The sequence below is a fragment of the Rathayibacter sp. AY1A3 genome (genome assembly GCF_002930975.1).
In the GTDB taxonomy this organism is placed as follows: domain Bacteria; phylum Actinomycetota; class Actinomycetes; order Actinomycetales; family Microbacteriaceae; genus Rathayibacter.
Genome location: NZ_PSTO01000049.1, coordinates 1 through 22448, shown reverse-complemented (window position 1 = coordinate 22448; position 22448 = coordinate 1). Strand labels below are relative to the sequence as shown.

Below are 22448 nucleotides of genomic sequence, written 5' to 3'. Positions count from 1 at the left end.
GAGGAGGCACCCGCCCATGGCCCGTCCGCCCCGCCGCCCCTCCGCTCCCGGGAGCGGAGGGGCGGCGGGGCGGACGGGCCATGGGCGGGTGCCTCCTCGATCGCGGCGGGGGAAGTGGAGCGGCCCCGGCGCCCGCACCGAGGTGCTGGGCTCCGGGGCCGCTCCGGCGTGCCGAGACTACGCGGAGAAGCGCGGGAAGGCGGAGCGACCCGCGTAGGTCGCCGCACCTCCCAGGATCTCCTCGATGCGCAGCAGCTGGTTGTACTTCGCGACGCGGTCCGAGCGGGCCGGGGCGCCGGTCTTGATCTGGCCGCCGTCCACCGCGACCGCGAGGTCGGCGATGGTGGTGTCCTCGGTCTCGCCGGAGCGGTGCGAGAGGATCGCGGTCATGCCGTTGCGCTGGGCCAGGGCCACGGCGTCGAGCGTCTCGGTGAGCGTGCCGATCTGGTTCACCTTGACCAGGATCGAGTTGCCGGCCTTCTCGGCGATGCCGCGGGCGAGGCGCACCGGGTTGGTGACGTACAGGTCGTCTCCGACGAGCTGCACCTTGTCGCCGATGGCCGCGGTGAGGTGGGTCCAGCCGGCCCAGTCGTCCTCGTCCAGCGGGTCCTCGATCGAGACCAGCGGGTAGTTGGCGACGAGGTCGGCGTAGTAGGAGGAGAGCTCCTCGGCCGAGAGCTTCTTGCCCTCGAACGTGTAGGCGCCGTCCTCGTAGAACTCCGAGGAGGCGACGTCGAGCGCGAGCCCGATGTCCTTGCCGGGGGTGAAGCCGGCGGCCTCGACGGCCTTGAGGATGAAGTCGAGCGCCTCGCGGTTGGTGGGCAGGTCGGGGGCGAAGCCGCCCTCGTCGCCGAGGCCGGTGGCGAAGCCGGCCTTCTTCAGCTGCGCCTTGAGCGCGTGGTAGATCTCGACGCCCCAGCGCAGGCCCTCGGAGAAGGACTCGGCGCCGAGCGGGACGGCCATGAACTCCTGGATGTCGACGCCGGTGTCGGCGTGCGCGCCTCCGTTGATGATGTTCATCAGCGGCACGGGCAGGGTGTGCGCGTTCGGGCCGCCGACGTAGCGGAACAGGTCGAGGTCCGACGACTGCGCGGCGGCCTTGGCCACGGCGAGGCTGACGCCGAGGATCGCGTTCGCGCCCAGGCGGGACTTGTTCTCGGTGCCGTCGAGCTCGATCAGCTCGGCGTCGACGAGGCGCTGGTCGGTGGCGTCGAAGCCCTCGATGGCCGGGCCGATCTCGTCGATGACGGCGTCGACGGCCTTCTGCACGCCCTTGCCGAGGTAGCGGTCGGAGTCGCCGTCGCGGAGCTCGTACGCCTCGAACGCGCCGGTGGAGGCGCCGGACGGGACGGCCGCTCGCGAGGACGCGCCGTCCTCGAGCAGGACCTCGACCTCGACCGTGGGGTTGCCACGGGAGTCCAGAATTTCTCGGGCGACGACTGCCTCGATAAGGGCCACAACTATCTCCTCTTGACGGGTGGGCTCCCGGAGACGGGAGCGGTCGGGAAGGAGTCTACTGACCGCCTCCGAAGCGCAGGAGACCGCGGCCGGTCGTAGACTCCCAGGGCCCGATCGCCGGACGGCCCGGGCGCACCCGCCGACCCGGAGGTTCCCCGTGACCACGACCGCCGCCGACCACGTCGACCGTCTCACCGCCGTCGTCCCGGACTTCCCGAGCCCGGGCATCCTGTTCCGCGACCTCACGCCGGTCTTCGGCGACGGCGAGGCCCTGCGGGCGGTGGCCGATGCGCTGATCGAGCCCTACCGCGGCCGGATCGACGCGATCGCCGGCGTGGAGGCGCGCGGCTTCCTGCTCGCCGCAGCGGCCGCCTACTCGGCCGGTCTCGGCGTCGTCACCATCCGCAAGCCCGGCAAGCTCCCGCGGGCCGTGCTGCGCGAGCAGGCGACCCTCGAGTACGGCGAGACGATGCTGGAGGTGCACGAGGACGCGGCGCCCCGCGGCTCGCGGCTGCTGCTGGTCGACGACGTGCTGGCGACCGGGGGCACGCTCGACGCGAGCCGCCGCCTGATCGAGCGCGCAGGGTGGAGCCTCGAGGGGATCGCGGTGGTCATGGAGCTCGACGGGCTCGGGGGCCGCGAGGTGCTGGCCGGCCACCGCGTCGACGCGATCGTCACCGTCTGACCCGGCCCCGTCGCTCCGCTCCCCTGCCCTCCCCCTTCCCGCGAGACGCCACCGGGGTATGCGACCCACCGGGCGAGCCGCACTCGAGTTGCGTCCCGCGGAAGGGGGAAGGGACGGAGTCAGGTGAGGGAGAGGGACATCCGGGAGAGGACGAAGGTCTCGAGCACCTGCACGAGCATGTAGAGCACGAGCGAGACGCCGGTCACGAGCACGACCGCCGACCAGACGTCCGCGAACCGGGCCTGGGCGGACCAGGCGTTGATCGCCCCGCCGATGCCCGCACCGGTGGAGAGCCACTCGGCGAGCAGCGCGCCCGTGATCGCTCCGGGCACCGAGATGCGGATCGCGGCGAAGAGCGAGGGCAGCGAGCCGGGGATGGCCACCTTGCGGATCGCGGTGAGAGTGCTGCCGCCGTAGACCGCGACCACGTCGAGCATCTGCGGGGAGGCGTTGTTGAGGCCGAAGGCGATCGTCACCAGCGCGGGGAACAGGACGACGATCCCGCCGATGACCGCGACCGAGGCGATCGAGCCGGTCCCGAAGACCAGGATGATCAGCGGCGCCATCGCGATCAGCGGCACCGAGCGCAGCAGCATCGCGAACGGCATCAGCGCGTGCTCGATGCCCTTCGACAGGCGGAACAGGATCGCGCCGAGGATCGCCACGACCAGGCCGGCCGCGAAGCCGATCAGTGCGTCGCCCATGGTCACGGCGAAGAGGCCGCCCAGCTCGGCGCGGTGCTCCGCGGCCTTCGCATCGGTCACCAGGTGCTGCCAGACGTCCCACGGGCCCTTGACCACGTAGGGCGAGACCCCGCTGAAGAGGACCACGCCGATCCAGATCGCCAGCACGATCACGATCGTCGACAGGGCGACGAGCAGGCTCTTGCGCAGGCTCTTGAGAGTCGCGCCGAGGGCGGCCGTGCGCAGCTGGCGCCGCAGCTCGTCGACCGCGAGGATCGACGTGGCCGTGGACTGCTCCGTGCGGTCGGGGACGGTGGTCGTCATGGTCATGCCCGCTTTCCGGAGGACCAGGGCGCGATGAGGCGCCCGATCAGTCCGACGATGCCGTAGCCGAGGAGCGCGACGCCCGCGCAGAGGAGGAAGAGCGCCCAGACGCGGGGCGAGTTCAGCGAGACCTGCGCCGCGACCAGGATCGGGCCCACGCCCGTCTCGATCTTGCCGAAGTACTCGCCGAGGATCGCGCCGAGGAAGGCCGCGGGCACCGCGATCTGCAGCGCCGACAGGATGTTGGGCAGCGCCGCGATCAGACGCACCTTGCGCAGCTGGGTGAAGCGCGAGCCCCCGTAGACCGTGACGACGTCGAGCGCCGCCTTGTCGGCCGCCTTCAGCCCGAGGAGGCTGCCGACGACCGTGGTGAAGAACACCGAGAGGCCGGCCAGGAAGATCGCCGTCGCGCTCGCCTTCCCGGGAGCGTCCGCACCACCGAGGATCAGCAGCACGATCGCTCCGATGGCGACGATCGGCACGCAGTAGGTGATGACCGCGAGCTGCGAGACGACCCCCTCCAGCCAGGGCAGGACCAGCACGAGCGCCGAGAGCACCAGCGCGAGGAGGTTGCCCCAGAAGTAGCCGACGGCCGCCTCGCCGATCGTGACGGAGAAGTTGCGCCAGTAGAAGCCGGCGCCGTCCTCCATCGCGGTCTGCACGACCTGCACGGGAGTGGGGACGGGCGCGTAGGTCGCGACGCCGGTGGGCGCGGTGACGAGCGCCACGATCCACCAGACGGCGACGATCGCGGCGACGCCGATCAGCCCGGTGAGCCACGGAGGCAGGGACAGGGCGCGGCGCGGGGCCGCGGGGAGCGTGGTGGCCACGGTGCCTCCTAGACGCGGTCGTCCGCGGCCGCGCCGCCGTCGCCGAACAGCAGCTCGGAGGCCTGGTCGACGTAGGCGTGGAACTCGGGGGTGCGCTGCATCTCGGGGGTGCGCGGGCGGGGGAGGTCGATGTCGATGATCTCCTTCACCCGTCCCGGGCGCGGGCTCATCACCGCGACGCGGTCCGAGAGGAAGATCGCCTCCGAGATGCCGTGCGTGACGAGGAGCGTCGTGGCGGGCTTCTCGGTCCAGATCCGCAGCAGCTCGAGGTTGAGCTTCTGCCGCGTCATGTCGTCGAGGGCGCCGAACGGCTCGTCGAGCAGCAGGACCTCGGGCTTGAGGATCAGGCACCGGGCGATCGACACGCGCTGGCGCATGCCGCCGGAGAGCTGGGCCGGCTTGGCCTTCTCGAAGCCGCGGAGGCCGACGAGGTCGATCAGCTCGTCGATGTAGGACTGGTCGACGCTCTTGCCCGCGATCTCGAACGGCAGGCGGATGTTCGCCATGACGCTGCGCCACGGCAGGAGCGCGTGGTCCTGGAAGGCGATGCCGAGCTTGTTGTCACGGCGCAGCTCCTGGGGAGTGCGGCCGTCGACCCGGATGGAGCCGGACGTCGGCTCCTCCAGTCCCGCGAGGATGCGCAGGATGGTCGACTTGCCGCACCCCGACGGGCCGAGCAGGGCGAGGAAGCTGCCCTGGTCGGTGTGGAGGTCGGTGTCCTGCAGCGCCGCGACGCTGCGCGAGCCCATCCGGAACGTCTTCGACAGGCCGTGGATCTGGATGCCGGTGCCGCCGGCACCCTGGTCGCGCAGGGTGCCGGCGTCGGTCGTGTCGGTCACGAGTGGTGCCCTTCGTGGATCAGGATCAGGCCGCGTACTTCATCAGCTCGGGGTTCTCCTCGTAGACCTCGTCCAGGAGGGTCAGATCGAAGAGGTCCTCGGCCGTGACGTCGATCCCGGCGCCCGCGAGGGACGCGATGGTCTCGGACTGCAGCGTCTCGGAGATGGTGAAGAGGCCGTTCGAGACCGTCTCGTCCGAGACGACCAGCTCCTCGGCCTGGATGGTGGCGCCCTTCTTGGAGGACTCCTCGTTGAGGCCGAGGTCCTTGCCGTAGTTCTCGACGGCGAGCATCGCGCCCGCCTCCGGGTCGTTGACGGCGTCGGTCCAGCCCTTGATCTCGGCGACGAGGAACGCCTTCAGAGCGTCGCGCTTCTCAGCGATCGCCTGCTCCGACACCGAGAAGGTCTCGGCGACGAAGGGGAGGCCGTTGTCGGCGAAGGGCAGGTTGACGACCTCGTAGCCCTCGGCCGCGACCGTGATGGCCTCGTTCGTCAGGTAGGCGATGAAGCCGTCGACGGTGCCGTTGACGAGCACGGAGGGGTCGTACTCGACGGGGACGACCGTGAGGTCGGACTCGGAGAGGCCGTTCGCGGCGAGCAGCGCCTGGAACAGGGAGGTGTTCGAGGCCTGGACGCCGATCTTCTTCCCGGCGAGGTCGGCCGGAGTGGCGATGTTGCCGGCGGTCTTGATCGAGAGGACCGTGAAGGGGTTCTTCTGGTAGGTCGCGCCGATGATCTTGAGCGGGGCCTCCTGCTGGGCGATCGCGGTGCCGATCGAGACGGCGTCGCTGAGCGCGACGTCCGCGCTGCCCGAGAGGAGCTCGGCCACGCCCGTCGAGGGGCCGGGGGTGAGCGTCACTCCCGCGAGGCCGGCCTCGGTGAAGTAGCCCTTCGAGTCGGCGAAGAACTCGCCCGCGAACTCCTCGTTCTTGATCCAGGAGAGCTGGACCTTGAGGGTGCCGAGGTCGCCGCCGTCCGCGGCGGACGCGCCGGAGGAGTCGGAGGCGCAGGAGGCGAGGACGGAGGCGCCGCCGATCGCGAGGCCGGCGACACCCGCCAGGCGGAGGAGGCTGCGGCGGTCGAAGGCCGGGAGGGAGCGGAGGGGCGACAGGGTCAAGGGGACTCCTCGGGTGGGGATCGTCAGGGCTGCTGCGGTGCGGTGCGCGGGGTCGCGACGGGGTGCCCGTGCAGGCGCGCCAAGCCGCGCCGATCGGGTGCCTCGACGCTATCCGGGGGAGATTTCTCGGGTGTGTCCGCAGATTTCGCGGGTATTAAGGCTCTCACGGATCCGACAAGGATCCGACCAGATCGACATGATCCTCTGACGGATCATCTGAGACCCTGTTCAGGCCCGATGGGACGGCCCCGTCAGCACCCGGCCCCTCCCGCGGACATGGCCCAGCGCCGGCAGCCGGCGACGCTCATCCGGAACAGCCGGTGCCGATCAGCCGAGGTCCTTGAAGGAGAGGTCGGCGGCGGAGGCGGCGTCCCGCGGGACGAGCGCGAAGCGGGTGAAGCCCGCGGCGGCCGCGCGGTCCAGCAGCGGGGTGAGGTTCTTCGCCCGGCGCTCGAGGCGCACGCGCGAGCCCCGGGCGATCAGCTCCTGCTTGAGCGCGAGCAGCAGCTCGGGCGCCGCGTCGCGCTCGTGGACGAGGACGACGGCGTCGGGGCGCTCGACTACGGCACCGCCGATCAGCTCGACGATCCGCTCGAAGCCGATCGAGAAGCCGCAGGCCGGCACGTCCTGACCGAGGAAGCGGCCGATCATCCCGTCGTACCGCCCGCCTCCGCCGACCGAGGAGCCCGAGGACGGGTGCGCGATCTCGAAGATCGTGCCGGTGTAGTAGCCCATGCCCCGCACGAGCGTCGGGTCGAAGCGGAGCGAGACGCCGGCGGGCAGCGAGCGCAGCGACCGGGCCAGGGTCTCGAGCGCGAGCACCGCCTCCGGGTCGATGCCCTCGGGCAGCACGTCGAGGATCGCGGACTGCTCGAGCGCCACTCCCCCGGCGGCGACCGCCTGCTCGATCCGCGCGAGGTAGCCCCCGAGGACCGCGGCCGCGTCCGGCCCGTCGGCCTCGAGCTCGGCGACGACCCCGGCGGCGCCGATCTTGTCGAGCTTGTCGATCGAGATCAGCGCCGGGCCGAAGCGCTCGGGGGCGAAGCCGCAGTGCTCGAGGATTCCGGTGAGGATGCGGCGGTCGTTGATCCGGATGGTGCAGTCCTCGAGGCCCAGGGCGTCGAGCGCCGCCGCGGTCGCCGTGATGAGCTCGACCTCGGCCAGCTGCCCGGGCTCGCCGATGATGTCGATGTCGCACTGCACGAACTGGCGGTACCGCCCCTTCTGCGGGCGCTCGGCGCGCCACACCGGCGCGATCTGCACCGAGCGGAAGACAGCCGGCAGCTCGGCGCGGTGCGAGGCGTAGAAGCGGGCGAGAGGCACCGTGAGGTCGAAGCGCAGGCCGAGGTCGGCGAGGGCGGACGCGTCGTCGACCGCCGCCAGGTCGTCGCGGGTGAGCCCGCGGCGCAGGACGCTGAAGGCGAGCTTCTCGTTGTCGCCGCCGAGCCCGGAGTGGAGGCGATCGAAGTCCTCGACCACGGGCGTCTCGATCTCGTCGAACCCGTGGGAGGCGTACACGCGGCGGATGACGCCGAGCGCGTGCTCGCGCTTCGCCTTGTCGGCGGGGAGGAAGTCGCGCATGCCGCGGGGCGGGGTGATCGGGGAGGCCATGACGGCGATTCTCCCAGAACGGCCGGGGCGGGCCGGCGGGCGCCTCAGTCCGCGCGCCGCTCCTGCTCCACCGCGCGGATCTCGTCCTGCAGGTCGCGCGTCGCGGTGCGGAGCGCACGCTCGGCGTCGAGCCCCTGGGCGCGGGCGGAGGCGACGATGGCCAGCAGCAGCGGGCCGAGGTCCTCCTCCGACTCGATGGGAAGCGGGCCCTGGCCGGCGTCCACGACGCCCAGCGAGGTCGCCTTGCCGATCACCTTGTCGGCGAGCGCGAGAGCCGGCATGCCCTGCGGGATCCCGTCGAGCACGCTCGTGCGGTGCGGCTTCTCGGTGCGCTTGAGCTCGTCCCACACCGCGATGACGTCGTCGGCCGTCTCGGCCGTGGCGTCGCCGAACACGTGCGGGTGGCGGCCGATCATCTTGGCGTTCATGTGCGCCGCGACGTCCTCGATGGTGAAGGGCTCGGCGCTCTCGGCGGCCAGGTCGGCGTGGAAGAGCACCTGGTAGAGGACGTCGCCGAGCTCCTCGATCAGGTCGGCCCGGTCCCCCGCCTCGATGGCGTCGACGAGCTCGTGCGACTCCTCGATCAGGTAGCGCACGAGCGACTCGTGGGTCTGCTCGGCGTCCCACGGGCAGCCGCCCGGGGCGCGGAGGACGTGGACGGTGCGGATGAGCTCGTCGAGCCGGGGATGCGCGGTCACCCCGCCATCTTTGCATCCGGTCCGGCCGCCTCCGCGGACATCCGGGCGGCGCGGGCGCCCGGGAGCCTCAGGCCCGCGCGAGACGCCGCCGCGCGACGAGGAGGCAGCCGCCGGCGACGAGCGGCACCGCGGCGAGGAGCCCGGGCGACGCCGCGACGGACACCGCGGTCGAGGCGCTGACCAGTGCACCCGCCAGGTTCCAGAGGACCACCGCGACTCCCGCGCCGTCCCCGATCGGGAGCGGCACCGGGCTGAGCAGCTGCGGCGGCAGCGGACCCCGGGTCGCATCCATCGCCCGCGCGGCGACGGCGGCGACGGCGGTCGCGGCGGCCACCGGCACCGCCGCGCCCGGGAGCAGCAGCGAGGCGGCGAGGGCGCCGAGCACCGCGACTCCGATGGCGAGCACCAGCGGGAGGACGGCGTGCAGGAGGAGCAGCTCGAACGGGCCGGGGGCGAGGAGCGCCGGCTGCCCCGCGGTCGCGGCGGCGTGGCGGAAGCCGTCGCTCCAGACGCCGGCGCCGAGGTAGGCGAGCACGCCCGCCGCGGCGGCCGGGAGCGCGAGGAGGGAGGACGGCACGACCGCGGCGAGCACGGCGGCGGCGCCGGCGGCGGCCAGGGCGACGACCGCGATCGCCGAGCGGCCGGGAGTGCGCAGCGCGCCGATCGCGTCGCGCACCGGCACCGCGAGAGCGAACGGGGAGAGGCGGACCGCTCGGAGCCCCCGCCCGACCGCCGGGAGGGCGCGGTACCCGTCGAGCGACTCGGCGAGATCGCCCGTCGCTCCGAGCCGGGCGGTCGCCGACCACTGCCGGGCCTGGGCGAGGAGCCGAGGTCCGCGCGCGGCGTCGAGCAGCCGGGGCGCCGCGGCCAGGAGGACCGCGGCCGACGCGAGCAGCACGGTCGCGGCGCGCACCTCCTCCGCTCCGCTCACGGCTGAGGCGAGGAGGCCGCCCGGCGTGGGCGCACCGGGCAGGAGGGCCCCGAGGACCGCGAGGGAGGCGAGGAGGCCCGCCGCGAGCGCGGGGAGGCGCGAGGGGAGGCACTGACCGGCGAGCCAGGCGACGGCGAGGAGGCCGGCGAACGCGGCGCCGCCGGCGACGGCCGCGAGGAGCGGCGCGGAGGCGGCGAGGGCGAGGAGCGACGCGACGGCGGAGCAGCACGCCACGAGACCGGCCGACGCCCGGACCACGGGTCGGCGGAGCACCGACCAGCGGCGCAGATCGGTCGCGAGCAGCACGGCCGTGGTGTGCGGCTCGCCCACCGCGGGTCCGCGCACCCGGCCCAGGAGCACGGCGGCGGGCAGGGCGAGACCCGCGGCGAGGGCGATCAGCGGCTCCGGCACGGCTCCCGCCTCGGCGGCGAGGAGCGCGAGGGCCCGGGCGACGGGGAGGACGACGACGAGGACGGTCATCGCGGCGAGGTAGCCCGCGTAGGCGCGCGGACTCGGCGGAGCCGCGGCGCGGTGCCGGTGCAGAGCCCGCACCTCGGCGACGCGAGCCCTCTCCGCGCGCGTCACGCCCGCTCCAGCTCGACGACCCGCGCGCCCAGACCCTGGATCAGCACAGGGCTGTGGGTCGCGACGACGAGTGCCCGGGACGCGGCTGCGCGCCGCAGGACTTCCGCCACCAGCGGCACCCGCTCGACGTCGAGCCGCTGCTCCGGCTCGTCGAGCAGCAGCACCGCCGAGGGCCGGGCCAGCACGAGCGCGAGGGAGAACAGCTGCGTCTGCCCGGAGGAGAGCTCGTGCGGGAAGCGGCGGGCGAGCGGAGCGAGCGCGAGCGCGTCGAGACCTGCCGCGGCCTCGCGGCGGGCGTCGGCGACCGGCGCGCCCCACGAGACGGCCACCATCGCGAGGTGCTCCTCGAGGGTCAGGTCCCGCTCGAAGGGCGGGGTGCCGATCAGGGCGGCGACGGCGCGGCGGTGGGCGGCGGAGCGCTCCTCCGGGGCGCGCCCGGCCACCGCCACGACTCCCTCGCTCGGAGCGGTGAGGCCGGCGATCACCCGCAGGAGCGTGGTCTTGCCGGTGCCGTTGCGGCCCGTCACCGCGACGCGCTCCCCCGTCTCCGCCTCGAGCGAGCACGGGGCGAGCAGCTCGACCCCCGAGGCGCGGACCGCGACCCCGCGGACGGCGACCAGCGGGCCGGCGAGCGGCTCCGGCTCTCGAGGACGTCGGGCGGCGAGGAGCGGCATGCCCTCCATCCTGCCAGCGGGCCCTCCCGCAGCGGCGACGGCCGCCGGAGCGGGGCGGCGCGCCACCGGGGAGCGCCGCCCCGAGGACCTCAGACGGTGACAGGCTCCGGGAACAGCGAGTCCAGGAGCGACGCCACCCACTGGATGAGCGCCCGGTCGCCGAGCGGGACGCCGTCGAGCACGGGCATCGGCACGACGACCGCGTCGGCCTGCTGCAGGTACTTCGCGGTCGGGTACATCCGGCGCAGGCGCACCTGGATCGAGTCGGGCAGATGAGCGGGAGCCACGCGGACGTTCGAGCCCATCGCGACCACGTCGCTCAGGCCCGCCTTCTGTGCGCGCATCCGCAGCCGCGACACCAGGATGAGGTTCTCGACCGCCTCGGGCAGCTCGCCGTAGCGGTCGGTCAGCTCCTCGACCACGAGGTCGATGCTCCCCTCCTTCGCCGTCGGCGACGACGCGGCCGACAGCTTCTGGTACGCCTCCAGGCGCAGCCGCTCGCTGTCGACGTACTCCTCCGGGATGCGCGCGTCGACGGGCAGCTCGAGCCGCAGCTCCGTCTGCCCCTCGGCGACCTCGCCGCGGAAGGTGTCGACGGCCTCGCCGATCATCCGCAGGTAGAGGTCGAAGCCCACGCCCTGGATGTGCCCGGACTGCTCGCCGCCGAGGAGGTTGCCCGCACCGCGGATCTCGAGGTCCTTCAGCGCGATCTGCATGCCGCCACCGAGATCCGAGTTGGCGGCCAGCGTCTGCAGCCGGTCGTGCGCGGTCTCGCTCAGCGGCTTGGTCTCGTCGTAGAGGAGGTACGCGTAGGCGCGCTCGCGGCCGCGGCCGACCCGCCCGCGCAGCTGGTGCAGCTGCGAGAGACCGTACTTGTCGGCGCGGTCGACGATCAGCGTGTTGGCGTTCGGGATGTCGAGGCCGGTCTCGACGATCGTCGTCGACACCAGGACGTCGAACTTGCGCTCCCAGAAGTCGACGATGATCCGCTCGAGCTGCGACTCGCTGAGCTTGCCGTGCGCGACCGCGATCCGCGCCTCGGGAACCAGCTCGGCGAGCTGCGAGGCGACGCGGTTGATCGTCGAGACGCGGTTGTGCACGAAGAACACCTGGCCCTCGCGCAGGAGCTCCCGGCGGATCGCGGCCGACACCTGCTTCTCGGAGTAGGGGCCGACGAAGGTGAGGATCGGGTGGCGCTCCTCCGGCGGGGTCGCGAGGGTCGACATCTCGCGGATGCCGGTCACCGCCATCTCGAGCGTCCGCGGGATGGGCGTGGCGCTCATCGAGAGGATGTCGACGTTCTTCTTCAGCGCCTTGAGCTTGTCCTTGTGCTCGACGCCGAAGCGCTGCTCCTCGTCGATCACGAGCAGGCCGAGGTCCTTGAAGACGATGTTGTCGCTGAGGAGCCGGTGGGTCGCGATGACCATGTCGACGGTGCCGTCGGCCAGGCCCTCGATCGTCTCCTTCGACTCCTTCGCGCTCTGGAACCGGCTGAGCGCCCGCAGGTGGACGGGGAAGCCGGCGAAGCGCTCCTGGAACGTCTCGAGGTGCTGGCGGACGAGCAGCGTGGTCGGCACGAGCATCGCGACCTGCTTGCCGTCCTGGATCGCCTTGAACGCGGCGCGCACGGCGACCTCGGTCTTGCCGAAGCCGACGTCGCCCGAGAGCAGGCGGTCCATCGGGATCGGCCGCTCCATGTCGGCCTTGACCTCGTCGATGACGGTGAGCTGGTCGGGGGTCTCGGCGAACGGGAACGCCTCCTCCAGCTCGCGCTGCCAGGGGGTGTCCGGCGGGAACGCGTGCCCGCGGGAGGCCATCCGGGCGGAGTAGAGCTTCACGAGCTCGACCGCGATGTCGCGGACCGCGCGGCGGGCCTTGCTCTTGGCCTGCGCCCAGTCGCTCCCGCCCATCTTGCTCAGCGCCGGAGCCTCGCCGCCGACGTAGCGGGAGAGCAGGTCGAGCTGGTCCGTGGGGACGAGCAGCTTGTCGCCGGGGAAGCCGCGCTTGCTGGGGGCGTACTCGAGCACCAGGTACTCGCGGCGCGTCTTGATCGCGTTGCGGCCCCCGCTGGAGACCTCGCGCTGCGAGAGCTCCACGAACCGGCCGATGCCGTGGGTGGCGTGCACCACGAAGTCGCCGGGGGTGAGCTGCAGCGGGTCGACGACGTTCTTGCGGCGCGAGGCGAGCTTCTTCACCGCTCGGGAGTCGTAGCCGACGGTGCGGCCGTAGAACTCCGTGTCGGTGAGCAGGGCGAGCTTCGCCTCCTCCACCTCGAAGCCGTGATCGACGGAGGCCTGGACCACGTAGGCCAGACCCGTCTCGAGCCCGGCGGGGAGGTCGGCGACGATGCGGGCGGCGACCTCGTGCTCGGCGAGCACCTGGTCGGTGCGCTCGACCGTGCCGGTGCCGGGCGCGGTCAGGACCACGGTCCAGCCGTCGGCCAGGCGCGCGCGGACGTGGGCGAGGGCGCCCTCGACGCTCGCTCCGAATCCGGGGACCGGCTCGCCCTCGACGCGGACGGCGAGGATCTCGTCGATCCCGAGCTCCTCCGGCAGCACCTCGGCCTCGCCCGCGGCGGGGCCCTGGCGGAACGTGCTCATCGTCCACCAGGGGTGGTCGGGAGCGTCGGCGCCCGGGGCGCTGAGCTTCACGGAGTCGCGGAGCGCGCCGAGCGAGATGAACTCGCCCGAGGCGAGGTCGATGGGGGCCTCGGCGCCGGCGGTCGCCGCGCTCCAGGCCGCCTGCAGGAACTCGCGGTTCGTCTCGGCGAGGCTGATCGCCCGCGTCGCCACGCGCTCGGGGGCGAGGACAGCGACGGCCGCCCCCTCGGGGAGGTAGTGCGAGATCGGGACCAGCCGCTCCAGCAGCGCGGGGGCGAGCGACTCCATGCCCTCGACCGGGATGCCCTCGGCGATCTTCGCGAGCATCGCCGACAGGCTCGGGAACTCGTGCAGCATCTCGCGGGCCCGCTGCCTCACCGCTGGCACCAGCAGCAGCTCGCGGCTCGGCGGGAGGACCACCGAGTCGGCCTCGCCCGGAAGCGAGCGCTGATCGGCCACGGAGAAGCCGCGGATGGAGTCGACCTCGTCGCCGAAGAAGTCCACTCGGCTCGGATGCTCGGCTACCGCGGGGAAGACGTCGAGGATGCCGCCGCGCACGGCGAACTCGCCGCGGCGCGTGACCATGTCGACCCGGGCGTAGGCCAGGTCGACCAGCTCGGAGGAGATGCGGCCGAGGTCGTAGCCGCGGGCGCCCTTCACGAGTCGGATCGGCTCGATGTCGGCGAGGTTGTCGGCGACCGGCTGCAGCGCCGCGCGCACGGAGGCGACCACCACGAGGGGCCGCTCGCCCGACCACTGCTTCATCCGCCGCAGCGCGTCCAGGCGCCGCCCCACGATCTCGGCGCTCGGGCTGAGGCGCTCGTGCGGCAGCGTCTCCCAGGCCGGGAACTCGACGACGTCCGCGTCCGGCAGCATGCAGCCGAGGGAGGCGCGCACGTTCTCGGAGTCGCGGCCCGTGGCCGTGACCACCAGCGCCGCCTGCGGACGTCCCGCCTCCGCGCGCCTCTCGATCAGCCCCGCGAGCAGGGGGACCCGGAGGCCGTCGGCCACCGAGAAGTCGGCGTCCCGCACCGCGTACGCGAGAGCATCGTCGAACGTGGAGGCGCGCGACAGCGCCGAGATGATCTCGTTGAGGGGCACGGATCCAGTTTACGGCCGCCCCGCGGGCCGACCGCCGAGGGAGCCCCGAACCGTCGAGAAAGCCCGGGGCTGCGGTCTCCCTCGCCGTCCGGGGTTCCTCGGTGGAGGGCGGGTCAGGCGCTGGTGTGGAACTTCAGCTGGGCGGCGGAGAGGCCGGAGTCGGCGATGAGCTCGACGGCGTCGGCGGCGTCCGAGACCAGGATCGGGAGCGCCTCGCGCTCCGGGCCGGCGAAGTCCTTCAGCACGAAGTCGGCGGCCTGCTGGCGGCCCGGCGGGCGGCCGATGCCGACCCGCACGCGCAGGAACTCGGCTCCTCCGGTCGCCGCGAGGATGTCGCGGATGCCGTTGTGCCCTCCGTGACCGCCGCCCTGCTTGAGGCGCAGGGTGTCGAAGGGGATGTCGAGCTCGTCGTGCACGACGATCAGGTGCGCCGGGTCGACCGAGTAGAAGTCGAGCAGCTGCGCCGTCGGCCCGCCGGAGAGGTTCATGAAGCTGTTGGGCTTGCCCAGCACGAGCTTCGGTCCGCCCGGGCGGAGGAATCCCTCGGCGACCACGGCGTTGGCGCGGTTGTGCCGGCGGAACGAGCCGCCGATCCGCGTCGCGAGCTCGTCGAGCACCATCTGGCCGACGTTGTGCCGGTTGCGCGCGTACTGCGCGCCCGGGTTGCCCAGTCCGACGACCAGCCAGGTGTCACCCATGTCGTTCCTCTTCCTCGGGGGCGGCGGAGGGACTCCCCCGCCGGACGCGGAACGGGCCCGCCGCGGCTGCGAGCGGGCCCGTTCCCGGGGTGGTGCGGACTACTCCGCGGTCTCGGCGACGACGTCGCCCGAGGCCGGGGTCTCGTCGTCCTCGCCCAGGTCCTGCTCGACCTCGGCGGTGACGTTGACGATGAGGATCTCGGCGTCGGTGACCAGCGTGGCGCCCTCGGGGAGCGTGACGTCGGCGGCGGTGATCTGCGTGCCGGCCTCGAGGCCCTCGACGGAGACGACGATGTTCTGCGGGATGCGCGTGGCGTCGACCTCGAGCGAGAGGGTGTTCGACTCGATCGAGACGAGGGTGCCGGGAGCGGCGTCGCCCTCGACGTGCACGGGGATGTCCACCTCGACCTTCTCGCCCTTGTTGATGACGACGAGGTCGATGTGCTCGATGATCTGGCGCACCGGGTCGCGCTGGATGTCCTTCACCAGGGTGGTCTGCGCGGCGCCCTCGATGTCGAGCTCGAGGATCGCGTTCGCCTTGCGGGTGAGCAGGAGCACCTGGTGGCCCGGGAGGGTGAGGTGCTGGGGCTCGGTGCCGTGGCCGTAGAGGACCGCGGGGATCTTGTCCTGCGCGCGGATCTTGCGGGCGGCGCCCTTGCCGAACGAGGTGCGGACCTCGACGACGACCTTGTTGGTCAGTTCAGCCATGATGTTCTCCTTGGGCGGCGCGCACGCCACCGGATCGGGTCGTGGCCTGCGGCCACGGACGGTTTGTCGACTCGAACGCATGTCAGCGTGAGGAGAAGTCCGTGGCGCCCCGTGGGGGCCTCGCCTGCTTCCACCGCGTCGATCACGGATGCACGTGCATCCCTCGCCGAAGTTCAGCTGCCGATCCTACCCGGCATCGCGGCCGCCCGCCAGCAGAGCGGTCGCGCCGCCGGACTCGGAGCCGGACGTCCAGGCGGACCGCCTACCGTGCGGGTATGACGAGCGACGACTTCGGCTCCTACGTCGAGAAGAACGGCTTCCACCGCGACACGAACTACATCCCGACGCGGATCACCGCCGACGGCCGCGACGGGTACCCGGTGGAGGCCGGGCGCTACCGCCTCGTCGTCTCCCGCGCCTGCCCGTGGGCGAACCGCGCCGTGATCGTGCGGCGCCTGCTCGGTCTCGAGGACGCCCTCTCGATGGGCATCTGCGGGCCCACGCACGACAAGCGCAGCTGGACCTTCGACCTCGACCCGGGCGGGGTCGACCCGGTGCTGGGCATCCCCCGCCTCCAGGACGCGTTCTTCGCCCGCTTCCCCGACTACCCGCGCGGGATCACCGTCCCGGCCCTCGTGGACATCCCGAGCGGCCAGGTCGTCACCAACGACTACCCGGTGATGACGCTCGACTTCTCCACCGAGTGGACCGCGTTCCACCGCGACGGCGCCCCCGACCTCTACCCCGAGGAGCACCGCGAGGAGATCGACGAGATCGCCGAGCTGGTCTTCCACGACGTGAACAACGGCGTCTACAAGTGCGGCTTCGCCGGGTCGCAGCGCTCCTACGATCGGGCCTACGACCGCCTCTGGGCGCGGCTGGACTGGCTGGAGGAGCGGCTGAGCACCCGCCGCTACCTGGTCGGCGACACCATCACCGAGGCGGACGTGCGGCTCTTCACGACGCTCGCCCGCTTCGACGCCGTCTACTACAGCCACTTCAAGGCCAACCGGAACCTGCTGTCGGCGATGCCCGCGCTCTGGGGCTACGCGCGCGACCTGTTCGCCACTCCCGGGTTCGGCGACACGATCGACTTCACCCACATCAAGTCGCACTACTACGAGGTGCAGCGGGACATCAATCCGACCGGCGTCGTCCCCAAGGGCCCGGACCTCTCCGGCTGGCTCGTCCCCTCGCGTCGCGAGGAGCTCGGCGGCCGCCCGTTCGGCGACGGCACTCCCCCGCCGCCGCCGATCCCGTCGGAGCGCGTCCCCCTCGGCCACGGCGCCTGACCGGTTCCGGTCGCGGTCGTCGCGGCGCGCGCAAGACCGTGCGCGCGCCGCACGACCGATGTGCAGCCGGGAGACGGCTCGGACCCGGGCTCCCCGGAGCGACCCGGGGCTAGCCTGGGCTCGCCCCTGAACGCGAACGTCGAGGAGAACCGTGTCTGACAAGCCCACCGCCACAGCCAACATCGGAGTCGTCGGTCTGGCGGTGATGGGCTCGAACCTCGCCCGCAACCTCGCCAGCCGCGAGGGCAACACGGTCGCGGTGTTCAACCGCTCCTACGGCCGCACCGAGACCCTCATCACGGAGCACCCGGAGGCGGGCTTCGTCGCATCCGAGACCATCGAGGACTTCGCCGCCTCGCTCGCCACCCCGCGCACCGCGATCATCATGGTCCAGGCCGGCCGCGGCACCGACGCCGTGATCGAGCAGCTGACGAAGGTCTTCGAGCCCGGCGACATCATCGTCGACGGCGGCAACGCGCTCTTCACCGACACCATCCGCCGCGAGAAGGCCGTCCGCGAGACCGGCATCCACTTCGTCGGCACCGGCATCTCCGGCGGCGAGGAGGGCGCGCTCAAGGGCCCGTCGATCATGCCCGGCGGCTCGGTCGAGTCCTACAGGACCCTCGGCCCGATCCTCTCGTCGATCGCCGCGGTCGCCGAGGGCGAGCCCTGCGTCACCCACATCGGCACCGATGGCGCCGGCCACTTCGTCAAGATGATCCACAACGGCATCGAGTACGCCGACATGCAGCTCATCGCCGAGGCGTACGACCTGCTCCGCACCGTCGGCGGACACGAGCCCGCCGCCATCGCCGAGGTCTTCGACGCCTGGAACAAGGGCGACCTCGAGTCGTACCTCATCGAGATCACCGCCGAGGTGCTCCGCCAGGTCGACGCCGACACCGGCAACCCCTTCATCGACGTCGTCCTCGACCAGGCCGGCTCGAAGGGCACCGGCGTCTGGACCGTGCAGAACGCGCTCGACCTCGGCGTCCCCGTCGGCGGCATCGCCGAGGCCGTCTTCGCCCGCGCCGTGTCCTCCCACCCCGAGCAGCGCGAGGCCGTGCAGGCCCGCGTCACCTCGCGCCCGACCCCGGTGGAGAAGTACGAGGGCTTCGAGGACGACGTGCGCGCCGCGCTCTACGCCTCCAAGGTCGTCGCCTACTCGCAGGGCTTCGACGCGATCATCGCCGGAGCCGAGAAGTACGGCTGGGAGATCGACAAGGGTGCGGTCGCCAAGATCTGGCGCGCGGGCTGCATCATCCGCGCCCAGTTCCTCAACCGCATCGTCGACGCCTACGACGAGAACGCCGGCATCACGACCCTCCTCGAGGACCCGTACTTCGCCGAGGCCGTCGCCAACGGCGAGGCCGCCTGGCGCCGCATCGTCTCGACCGCCGCGCTCTCGGGCGTGCCGATCCCCGGCTTCGGCGCCGCGCTGTCGTACTACGACTCGCTCGCCTCCAAGCGCCTCCCGGCCGCTCTCGTGCAGGGCCAGCGCGACTTCTTCGGAGCGCACACCTACAAGCGCGTCGACAAGGAGGGCACCTTCCACACGCTGTGGTCGGGTGACCGCACCGAGGTCGAGCAGGACCCCTCCACGCACTGACCTGCGTCGCACGAGGAAGGCGCCCCCGCCCGCAGGATCCACGGATCCTCGGGCGGGGGCGCCTTCCTCGTTGCGGAGAGAGCTCCCCTGTCGTCAGCGGAGCCGGGCGGTGGCGTCCGGCTCCCCGAGCGGGCGCTCGACGCCCGGGCCGGCTGACCCCTCAGGTCCGGAACGCCCGCGCGATCAGGAGCGCCGCCAGGAGCACCGCTGCGGCGGCCGCCGTGGCAGCCGGGAGGGCGAGCAGGAGCAGCAGCGAGACCGCGGCCGACGCGAGGGCCGGGCCGCTCGCCCCGGCAGCTCCGTGGTCGAGGCGCCGCACGATGGTCGCCACCAGCAGGGCGGCCACGGCGAAGGCGAGCAGCGCGTCGGCGTCGAGGATCACGACCGCGAGCACGGCGACCAGGCAGAGGACCAGCTGGGCCGCCGCGGGCACGCCGGTCCTGCGGTTCCTGGCGGCGAGCACCGCCGGCATCTCCCCTGCGTCGGCGAGACGCACGAGGGCGCGCGCATCCCGCCTCCCGAGGTCGAGGAGCGCGAGCAGGACCGCGATCACAGCGGCGGCCCCGACGAGCCCGGACGCGGGCGTGCCCCGGGTGACAGCGCTCAGGGGGGTCTCCGAGGACGCGAGGACCTCGGGACCGGCCGCCAGGAGCAGACCGGTGGCGAGCGCGGCGGCGGCCGCCGTGGCGATCCCGATGCGCAGCAGGGCGGGGCGGAGAGCCGTCACCGCGCCGGAGCGGGAGGTCGGCAGGAGGATCAGGAGCAGGGCCGCGGCGGTGCCGGCTCCCAGCGGCCCTCCGTCGCGCAGCGGGTCGAGCGGCGCGGGGTCCGGAGGGGACACCAGCACGATCACGGCGGCGGCGGCCAGCAGGACGACGACCGCACCGACGAGGAGCAGGACCGGGCGAGCGGGGAGGCGCCCGCCGCGCAGACCGAAGAGCGCGACGGCCACGAGCAGCAGGACGGCCAGGGGCCGGGCCGCTCCCCCGAGGACCGACTGGGCCGCGGTCAGGGCCAGCGCGGCCGAGGCGAAGGCGCGCCCGGCGATACCGAGCCACTCGGAGGAGGGGCCGTCGTGGACGGTGCGCCCGGCGTCGGCGACGGCGCTCAGAGCCGCGGCGGCCGCCGCGACGGCGAGCCCGAGGAGCAGCCACCAGCCCGCTGCGGCGGCGGCCGGCGACCAGACCAGGAAGACCGCCGCCAGGGCGACGGTCGCATCCGAACGCTGGGGCACGGCCTCACCCTAGGCGGTGGAGCCGGGGCGGGACCCGGGTGCGCTGTGCAGGGCGCACCCGGGACGCGGGGTCCTACGCGTCGCCGTCGAACATCGACGTCACGGAGCCGTCGTCGAAGACCTCGTGGATGGCGCGGGCCAGCAGCGGAGCGATGGGCAGGATCGTCAGGCGGTCCCACGTCTTCTCCGCCGGCAGCGGCAGGGTGTCGGTGACGACGACCGAGTCGATGAACTCGGAGCTCAGGAGCTCGACCGCCGGGTCCGAGAAGACGGCGTGGGTGGCCGCGACGACCACGCCGATCGCGCCCGCCTTCTTCAGCGCCTCGGCCGCCTTCGCGATGGTGCGCCCGGTGTCGATGAGGTCATCGACGAGGAGGCAGACGCGGCCCTTCACCTCGCCGACGATCTCGTGGACGGAGACCTGGTTGGCGACCTTCGGGTCGCGGCGCTTGTGGATGATCGCCAGCGGGACGCCGAGCTTGTCGCTCCAGATGTCGGCGACGCGGACGCGGCCCATGTCGGGCGAGACGATGGTGAGGGTCGAGGGGTCGAGCTTCTCGCGGAAGTGCTCGAGCAGCACCGGCATCGCGAAGAGGTGGTCGACGGGGCCGTCGAAGAAGCCCTGGATCTGCGCCGCGTGCAGGTCGACCGACATGATCCGGTCGGCTCCCGCCGCCTTGAAGAGGTCCGCGACGAGGCGGGCCGAGATCGGCTCGCGGCCGCGGCCCTTCTTGTCCTGGCGCGCGTAGGGGTAGAAGGGGGCGACCACGGTGATCCGCTTGGCGGAGGCGCGCTTGAGCGCGTCGACCATGATCAGCTGCTCCATCAGCCACTCGTTGATCGGGGACGTGTGCGACTGGAGGACGAACACGTCGCCTCCGCGGACCGACTCGCCGTAGCGGACGTAGAGCTCGCCGTTGGCGAAGGTGCGCCCCTCGGTCGTGACGAGCTCGGTCCCGAGCTCGGCGGCGACCGCTTCCGCCAGTGCCGGATGCGCCCTCCCCGAGACGAGGACCAGGCTCTTCTTGTTGCTGGCGGTGATGCCGGTCACTGTGCTCCGCTTCCTCCGGTGGGCGCCTGGTCGGATCCGGTGGGATCCGACGCCAGGGCCGCCTCGGCGGCGTCGGCCGCTGCGGTGCCCGGACGGTGGGTCTGCACCCACCCGGCCATGTTGCGCTGCGGAGCGACGGTGATCCCGAGGGCTCCGGCGGGGATGTCCTTGCGGATGACCGTGCCGGCGCCCGTGTACGCTCCGTCACCGATTCTAACGGGGGCGACGAAGACGTTGTGCGACCCCGCACGCACGTGCGAGCCCACCACGGAGGACGCCTTGCTCACCCCGTCGTAGTTGGCGAAGATCGAGCCGGCGCCGATGTTCGACTCCTCGCCGATGACCGCGTCGCCGACGTAGGAGAGGTGCGGGACCTTCGATCCCTCGCCGATGACGGCGTTCTTGGTCTCGACGTAGGTGCCGATCTTGCCGCGGGCGCCGAGCACGGTGCCGGGGCGGAGGAACGAGAACGGGCCGACCTGCGCCTTCGCGCCGATCACTGCGAGCGTGGCGTCGGAGCGCTTCACGACCGCGTCCTCGCCGACCTCGCAGGAGTCGAGCGTGGTGTCCGGGCCGATGACCGCACCGGTGGCGATGACGGTCGGCCCCTTGATCTGCGTGCCCGGGAGGATCTCGACGTCCGGGGCGAGGACCGCGTCCACGTCGATCCAGGTCGTCGCCGGGTCCTGGATCGTGACGCCCTCGAGCTGCCAGCGGCGCACGATGCGCGCGTTGAGCTCGAGCGCCGCGTCGGCGAGCTGGGCGCGGTCGTTGATCCCGGCCACGAGCCAGCGGTCCTGCACGGGGACGGCCTCGATCGCGCGGCCGGCGGCCTTGAGCGCGGCGGCGGCGTCGGTGAGGTACTTCTCCCGCTGGGCGTTCTCGGTGCCGATCGCGCCGATGACCGAGCGGAGCGCGGCGGCGTCGAAGGCGTAGACACCGGCGTTGATCTCGGTGAGGTCGAGCTCGCCGGGGCTCGCGTCCTTCTGCTCCACGATGGAGGCGAAGGCGCCGTCGGCGCCGCGGACGATCCGGCCGAAGCCGGTCGGGTCCTCGAGCACGCAGGAGAGCATGGTGAGCGCGTTCGCCGCGGCGAGGTGCTCGTCGACCAGGCGGCGGAGGGTCGGCGCGTCCAGCAGCGGGACGTCGGCGCTCAGCACGACGACCGTGCCGGCGAAGGATGCCGGGAGCGCCGCGAGGCCCTGCTCGACCGCGCGGCCGGTGCCGGGCGTCTCGTCCTGGTCCACCACCAGCGCGGAGGGGGTGTGCTCGAGGACGGCCTCGGCGACCCGGTCGCGCTCGTGGCGCACCACGGTGACGACGTGCGCCGCGTCGAGCGAGGCGGCCGTGTCGAGCACGTGCCCGAGCAGCGGCCTCCCGGCGAGGCGGTGCAGGACCTTCGGGGTGCGGGACTTCATGCGGGTGCCCTGGCCTGCCGCCAGGATCACGACGGCGAGCGTGCTGTCTGCCATGTTCTTCGCGTTCTCCTCCGTGAGCGCACCGTCCTGGTGCCGCTCCGCCACCAGGATTCGAACCTGGACCGGACAGCTCCAAAGGCTGCCGTGCTGCCGTTACACCATGGCGGACCGCGCGATCGCGCGCCGTCCATCCTGCCATCCCCGCGCCCCGAAGGTCCTGCACCGCCTCGCCGGGAGGCCGCTGCTCGGGCACGTGCTCGACACGGCCGCCTCGCTCGACGCGGCGCACGTCGTCACCGTGG

Annotated in this window: 18 protein-coding genes and 1 tRNA gene; 3 read left to right on the top strand and 16 right to left on the bottom strand. The window is 72.8% G+C overall.

Going from position 1 to position 22448, the window contains the following annotated elements; translation table 11 throughout:
* Nucleotides 1-177: 177 nt before the first annotated feature.
* On the bottom strand, nt 178-1458 hold the full coding sequence (gene eno / locus C5C10_RS16045) for a phosphopyruvate hydratase (protein WP_104222361.1): 1281 nt from the start codon (nt 1456-1458) through the stop codon (nt 178-180).
* A 157-nt stretch (nt 1459-1615) separates the two neighbouring features.
* Here eno and C5C10_RS16040 point away from each other — a divergent pair, with 157 nt between their 5' ends.
* Nucleotides 1616-2143 (top strand): adenine phosphoribosyltransferase, encoded by a 528-nt coding sequence (locus C5C10_RS16040; RefSeq protein WP_104222360.1) that lies wholly within the window; start codon nt 1616-1618, stop codon nt 2141-2143.
* Between the two features lie 119 nt (nt 2144-2262).
* On the opposite strand, the gene C5C10_RS16035 is transcribed toward C5C10_RS16040, so the two are convergent.
* From C5C10_RS16035 to C5C10_RS15990, 11 genes are all read right to left on the bottom strand, one after another.
* Complete coding sequence (locus C5C10_RS16035; RefSeq protein ID WP_104222359.1) at nt 2263-3156, bottom strand: ABC transporter permease; 894 nt, start codon at nt 3154-3156, stop codon at nt 2263-2265.
* Nucleotides 3153-3980, bottom strand: coding sequence for an ABC transporter permease (locus C5C10_RS16030; RefSeq protein WP_258060628.1), 828 nt, complete (start codon nt 3978-3980; stop codon nt 3153-3155). Before C5C10_RS16030 ends, C5C10_RS16035 begins: the two co-directional genes overlap by 4 nt.
* 8 nt (nt 3981-3988) lie before the next feature.
* Entirely contained in the window at nt 3989-4729 is a 741-nt protein-coding gene (locus C5C10_RS16025) for an ABC transporter ATP-binding protein (RefSeq protein WP_104222373.1), read from the bottom strand.
* Between the two features lie 115 nt (nt 4730-4844).
* A complete protein-coding gene (locus C5C10_RS16020; RefSeq protein ID WP_258059873.1) occupies nt 4845-5936 on the bottom strand; it encodes an ABC transporter substrate-binding protein in 1092 nt (363 codons plus the stop codon).
* A gap of 327 nt (nt 5937-6263) precedes the next feature.
* The gene (gene hisS, locus C5C10_RS16015; RefSeq protein ID WP_104260313.1) at nt 6264-7547 is read right to left on the bottom strand and encodes a histidine--tRNA ligase; all 1284 of its coding nucleotides are present in this window, start codon (nt 7545-7547) and stop codon (nt 6264-6266) included.
* Nucleotides 7548-7591: 44 nt separating this feature from the next.
* Nucleotides 7592-8245, bottom strand: a complete 654-nt coding sequence (locus C5C10_RS16010) for a MazG family protein (RefSeq protein ID WP_104222356.1) — start codon at nt 8243-8245, stop codon at nt 7592-7594.
* A gap of 67 nt (nt 8246-8312) precedes the next feature.
* Nucleotides 8313-9761 carry a hypothetical protein gene (locus C5C10_RS18315; RefSeq protein ID WP_258060627.1) on the bottom strand — a complete coding sequence of 483 codons (1449 nt, stop codon included), beginning with the start codon at nt 9759-9761 and terminating at the stop codon, nt 8313-8315.
* Nucleotides 9758-10435: an ATP-binding cassette domain-containing protein gene (locus C5C10_RS16005; RefSeq protein ID WP_104329757.1), complete on the bottom strand. Its 678-nt coding sequence runs from the start codon at nt 10433-10435 to the stop codon at nt 9758-9760. Before C5C10_RS16005 ends, C5C10_RS18315 begins: the two co-directional genes overlap by 4 nt.
* An 89-nt stretch (nt 10436-10524) precedes the next feature.
* Complete coding sequence (mfd, locus tag C5C10_RS16000; RefSeq protein WP_104248107.1) at nt 10525-14136, bottom strand: transcription-repair coupling factor; 3612 nt, start codon at nt 14134-14136, stop codon at nt 10525-10527.
* Between the two features lie 113 nt (nt 14137-14249).
* Complete coding sequence (gene pth, locus C5C10_RS15995; protein WP_104233681.1) at nt 14250-14834, bottom strand: aminoacyl-tRNA hydrolase; 585 nt, start codon at nt 14832-14834, stop codon at nt 14250-14252.
* 99 nt (nt 14835-14933) lie between these two features.
* Nucleotides 14934-15542, bottom strand: coding sequence for a 50S ribosomal protein L25/general stress protein Ctc (locus C5C10_RS15990; protein WP_104233682.1), 609 nt, complete (start codon nt 15540-15542; stop codon nt 14934-14936).
* A gap of 275 nt (nt 15543-15817) precedes the next feature.
* Here C5C10_RS15990 and C5C10_RS15985 point away from each other — a divergent pair, with 275 nt between their 5' ends.
* Nucleotides 15818-16834 carry a glutathione S-transferase family protein gene (locus tag C5C10_RS15985; RefSeq protein WP_104226929.1) on the top strand — a complete coding sequence of 339 codons (1017 nt, stop codon included), beginning with the start codon at nt 15818-15820 and terminating at the stop codon, nt 16832-16834.
* Between the two features lie 151 nt (nt 16835-16985).
* Nucleotides 16986-18443 (top strand): NADP-dependent phosphogluconate dehydrogenase, encoded by a 1458-nt coding sequence (gene gndA / locus C5C10_RS15980; RefSeq protein WP_104233684.1) that lies wholly within the window; start codon nt 16986-16988, stop codon nt 18441-18443.
* Between the two features lie 160 nt (nt 18444-18603).
* Here the strand turns inward: gndA and C5C10_RS15975 are convergent, their stop codons facing one another.
* The 4 genes from C5C10_RS15975 to C5C10_RS15960 form a co-directional block, all read right to left on the bottom strand.
* Nucleotides 18604-19677 carry a hypothetical protein gene (locus C5C10_RS15975; RefSeq protein WP_104329756.1) on the bottom strand — a complete coding sequence of 358 codons (1074 nt, stop codon included), beginning with the start codon at nt 19675-19677 and terminating at the stop codon, nt 18604-18606.
* 73 nt (nt 19678-19750) lie between these two features.
* Nucleotides 19751-20728, bottom strand: a complete 978-nt coding sequence (locus tag C5C10_RS15970) for a ribose-phosphate diphosphokinase (protein WP_104250639.1) — start codon at nt 20726-20728, stop codon at nt 19751-19753.
* A complete protein-coding gene (glmU, locus tag C5C10_RS15965) occupies nt 20725-22200 on the bottom strand; it encodes a bifunctional UDP-N-acetylglucosamine diphosphorylase/glucosamine-1-phosphate N-acetyltransferase GlmU (protein ID WP_104329759.1) in 1476 nt (491 codons plus the stop codon). The genes C5C10_RS15970 and glmU overlap by 4 nt, the downstream gene beginning before the upstream one ends.
* 42 nt (nt 22201-22242) lie before the next feature.
* Nucleotides 22243-22314: transfer RNA gene (locus tag C5C10_RS15960), tRNA-Gln, on the bottom strand.
* Nucleotides 22315-22448: the final 134 nt, after the last annotated feature.